General features: G+C 73.9%; 4 protein-coding genes. 2 read left to right on the top strand and 2 right to left on the bottom strand.

What is annotated here, in order from left to right; translation table 11 throughout:
• Together AOK16_RS23385 and AOK16_RS23380 are read right to left on the bottom strand one after the other, a co-directional pair.
• On the bottom strand, positions 1-769 hold a 769-nt coding region (locus tag AOK16_RS23385; RefSeq protein WP_055474123.1), incomplete at its 3' end, for a hypothetical protein.
• On the bottom strand, positions 766-1,323 hold the full coding sequence (locus AOK16_RS23380) for an RNA polymerase sigma factor (RefSeq protein WP_055474122.1): 558 nt from the start codon (positions 1,321-1,323) through the stop codon (positions 766-768). The genes AOK16_RS23385 and AOK16_RS23380, both read right to left, overlap by 4 nt.
• A 231-nt stretch (positions 1,324-1,554) precedes the next feature.
• On the opposite strand from AOK16_RS23380, the gene AOK16_RS26155 reads away from it, so the two are divergent.
• Entirely contained in the window at positions 1,555-1,725 is a 171-nt protein-coding gene (locus tag AOK16_RS26155) for a gallidermin/nisin family lantibiotic (protein WP_079101695.1), read from the top strand.
• Between the two features lie 95 nt (positions 1,726-1,820).
• Positions 1,821-3,182, top strand: a 1,362-nt coding sequence (locus AOK16_RS23375) for a lantibiotic dehydratase family protein (RefSeq protein WP_240483720.1), incomplete at its 3' end; no start/stop codon positions are given.

Raw genomic sequence — 3,182 nt, 5'->3', positions numbered from 1 at the left:
GCAGCCACAGCGCGCCCCCCGCCGCCGCCCCCGCTGCGGGGGCGATCCGTACGGACAGGGCCAGAGCGAGCGAGGACGCGAGCAGCGCCTCGCCGAGCCAACTCGCCACGACCGGCCACCAGCCGGGGCCGCCGATGACCGCCGAGCACACCACGGCCAGCAGCAGGTCGACGCACAGCACCACCGACAGCCGGGCCAGGAACACCGACGCGGGCCGCACCGGCAGCGTGAAGAGCAGCTCGCGTCGGGGATCGCGGCGTGGTGAGGCCACCAGCAGCGCCCCGAACAGCACCAGCAGCACGCACACCGCGCCGAACAGCCGCATCCCCAGCCGCTCCTGGCCCACCGAGCCCCCCAGTACCGCAGCCCCGATGAAGCCGGCCGCGCTCAGCGGCGCCCAGATCCGCGGCAGCAAGGCCGCCTGGCGCAGGGCGAGTTGCCAGGCCAGCCGCCAAGGCGCGGGGAAGGGACGCCCCACCGCCGAGGATCCCGCGGGTGCCCCGGCCCCGGCCGGGCGCCGCGCGCCGTCGACCACCGGGCCGTCCGGTGCGGGTGCCGGTGCGGCCAGTGCCGGGGCGATCAGCGTCTCGAACGACGGGACGGCCACGGCCTCCTCGGCCGCCTCCGCCCGCAGCGCCGCGCCGATCCCCTGCCACACTGCCAACTGGCCGCGGCAGTCCCGGCAGGCGTCGAGATGTCCCTGCTGCGCTGTGTCCGCGCCCGTGCGGGCCAGCAGGGCCAGCGTGTCGTCCGCGAAGTGTTCTGTCATCGTCGCCCCGATCCTTCCAGCCGCGTGGCGGCGAGCATGCTGCCCAGCCGTCTGCGCGCGTGCGACATCCGGCTCTTGACGGTGCCCACCGGAATGCCGAGCACGTCGGCGATCTCCGGGTAGGCCAGTTCCTCGACCAGCACCAGCGCGAGCACCTCGCGCAGATGCGCGGGGAGCGAGCGCACGGCCCGTAACAGTTCGGTGCGCTCGGCCTCCACCACGACCTGGTCCTCCACACTCGGCGCCGGATCCGGCACGTCGTGCGCCTCCGAGAGGTCCGCAAGCCGCGGCCGCGACTTGCGCAGCTGGTTGTGGGCCTGCCGTCTGGCCACGCCCAGCAGCCAGCCGCGCACCGAGGACTCGCCGCGGAACCCGGCCGCCGAGCGCCACACGGCGAGCCAGGACTCCTGGAGCAGCTCCTCCGCGACCCCCTGGTCGGAGGTGAGTCTGCGGATCAGCCGGAGCATGGCGGCCGCATGCCGGTCGTAGAGGGCCCGCAGGGCTGCCTGGTCGCCGTCCGCGGCAGCGGTCAGCAGAGCTTCGTCCGAACACACATGACGTACGTAGCGATGGGAGCGCGACCGGTTCATCATCCACCGGAACGATCTTGGGTGAACGGTGAACTTTCTCCTCAGTTCCGCTCTCCTGCCACGGAACTGCCAACACTGCCAGGGTTGCGTGGAGTTGTTGAGACGGCAGGAGCGCCCGTGATTGCGTGAACGGCGGATCGGCCCAGTGGTCCGGTCCAGCGAACAGTCCATCGGTTCTTACGGAGGGAGCGAGACATGGGAACCAACACACCGGCCCAGTCGCAGAACGAGGCCAACCTGTTCGACCTCGACCTGGAGATCGGCGTGGAGAAGTCGGTCGCCGGCCCGGCGATCACCAGCATCTCCTACTGCACCCCGGGCTGCACCAGCGACGGCGGCGGCTCCGGCTGCAGCCACTGCTGCTGAGAACGGGATCACTGGCAAGGCCAGACGCACCATCTGAACCGTGGGGCCGGGCAGGCACCGTCCGGCCCCACGGGCCTTTGGGGGAAGGGGAGACCGTGGGGGAGACGATGTTTCGGGCGGGGGACTTCTTCCTCCACCGCGCACCGCTGGCGGTCGGCACGACCGGCCTGCCCGTCCCGGAGTCCGGCGGACCCGAGGACACCGAAGCCTGCGCCGCACTGCTCGTCTCGGCCTCCCGCCACCCCGAGTTGAGCGAGGCCCTCGACCTGGCCTCGCCCAGCCTCAGCGCCCTCGTCCACCGTGTGGCCGGGCACGGACCCGTCGGCCTGAAGGCCGGCCAACTGCGCCGGGCCGCCCTCGCCGTGCTGCGCTACGACATCCGGATGCGCACCCGCCCCACCCCCTTCGGCCTCTTCGCGGGCGTCGCCAAGGGCGAGTTCGACACCTCGGCCAAGGTGGAGCGCGGCACCGCGCACACCACCAGGACCCACGCCGACATGCAGTGGCTCACCAAGGTCGTGCACCGGCTCGAGCAGGACCCGGCCGTCCTGGTGGCGCTGACCGTCCAGGCCCACCAGGCCCTCGTCGTCCGGGGCGACCGGCTGGTCCTCACCTCCCCCTCCACCCAGGGCGCCGCCCCGGCACCGGGAGGAGAGGGCCGGTCCGTCGTCTCCGTGCGCCACTCGCCGGTCGTCCGGCGGGCCGTGACCGAGGCCCGTGACCCGCTTCCGTACGAGGAACTCGTACGGCGTACCGCCGCGGCCTTCCCCGGGGCGCCGGAGGAGCGGGTGCGGGCGCTGCTGGCCGAACTGGTCCGGCAGGAACTTCTCATCACCGGGCTGCGTCCGCCCCTGGACGGCGGCGACCCGCTGCACCATGTGCTAGCCCTGCTCGACACCGTCGCGCAGCCGGCCGGGCCGACCCGGGAGACCCGCGACGCGCTGCACCGCTTCGACCGGGAACGCGCCGCTTACGACGCCCTCCCCCTGGGGGCGGGGCGGGAGCGGCTCCGGCTCCTGAGGGAGGCGGCCCGCGCGATCGAGCCCGACGACACCCCGCTGCACATCGACACCCGCCTGGACGCCCTACTGCACCTGCCCTTCGAGGTACGGGCCGAGGTCGAGCGGGCCACCGACACCATGTGGCGGCTGTCCCGGCCCAAGAGGGGCCTGTTCGCGCTGCGCGACTACCACCGCCGCTTCCTGGACGCCTACGGTGCCGACCGGCTCGTACCGGTCCTGGACCTGCTGGACGAGTCCACGGGCCTGGGCGCCCCCGCCGGCTACGGCTGGCCCAACAGCGAGGCGGCGCCCCAGGAGCCGGACGACCCGCGCACCGCCCGCCGCGACCGGGCCATGGCCCGGCTCGCCGCCCGGGCCCACCGCGCGGGTCTGCGCGAGGTGGTCCTCGACGGGGCAGCGCTGGACGAGCTGTGCCACGCCGCGGCCGACCCGGCG

Source organism: Streptomyces pathocidini (assembly GCF_001418495.1).
GTDB lineage: Bacteria > Actinomycetota > Actinomycetes > Streptomycetales > Streptomycetaceae > Streptomyces > Streptomyces pathocidini.
The sequence above is the reverse complement of the archived record's forward strand: the minus strand, read 5'-3'. Positions and strand labels throughout refer to the sequence as shown.

Bases quoted from the DNA above. Each gene is read 5' to 3' on its own strand.
- AOK16_RS26155 (WP_079101695.1), top strand. From the start codon at position 1,555: ATGGGAACCAACACACCGGCCCAGTCGCAGAACGAGGCCAACCTGTTC.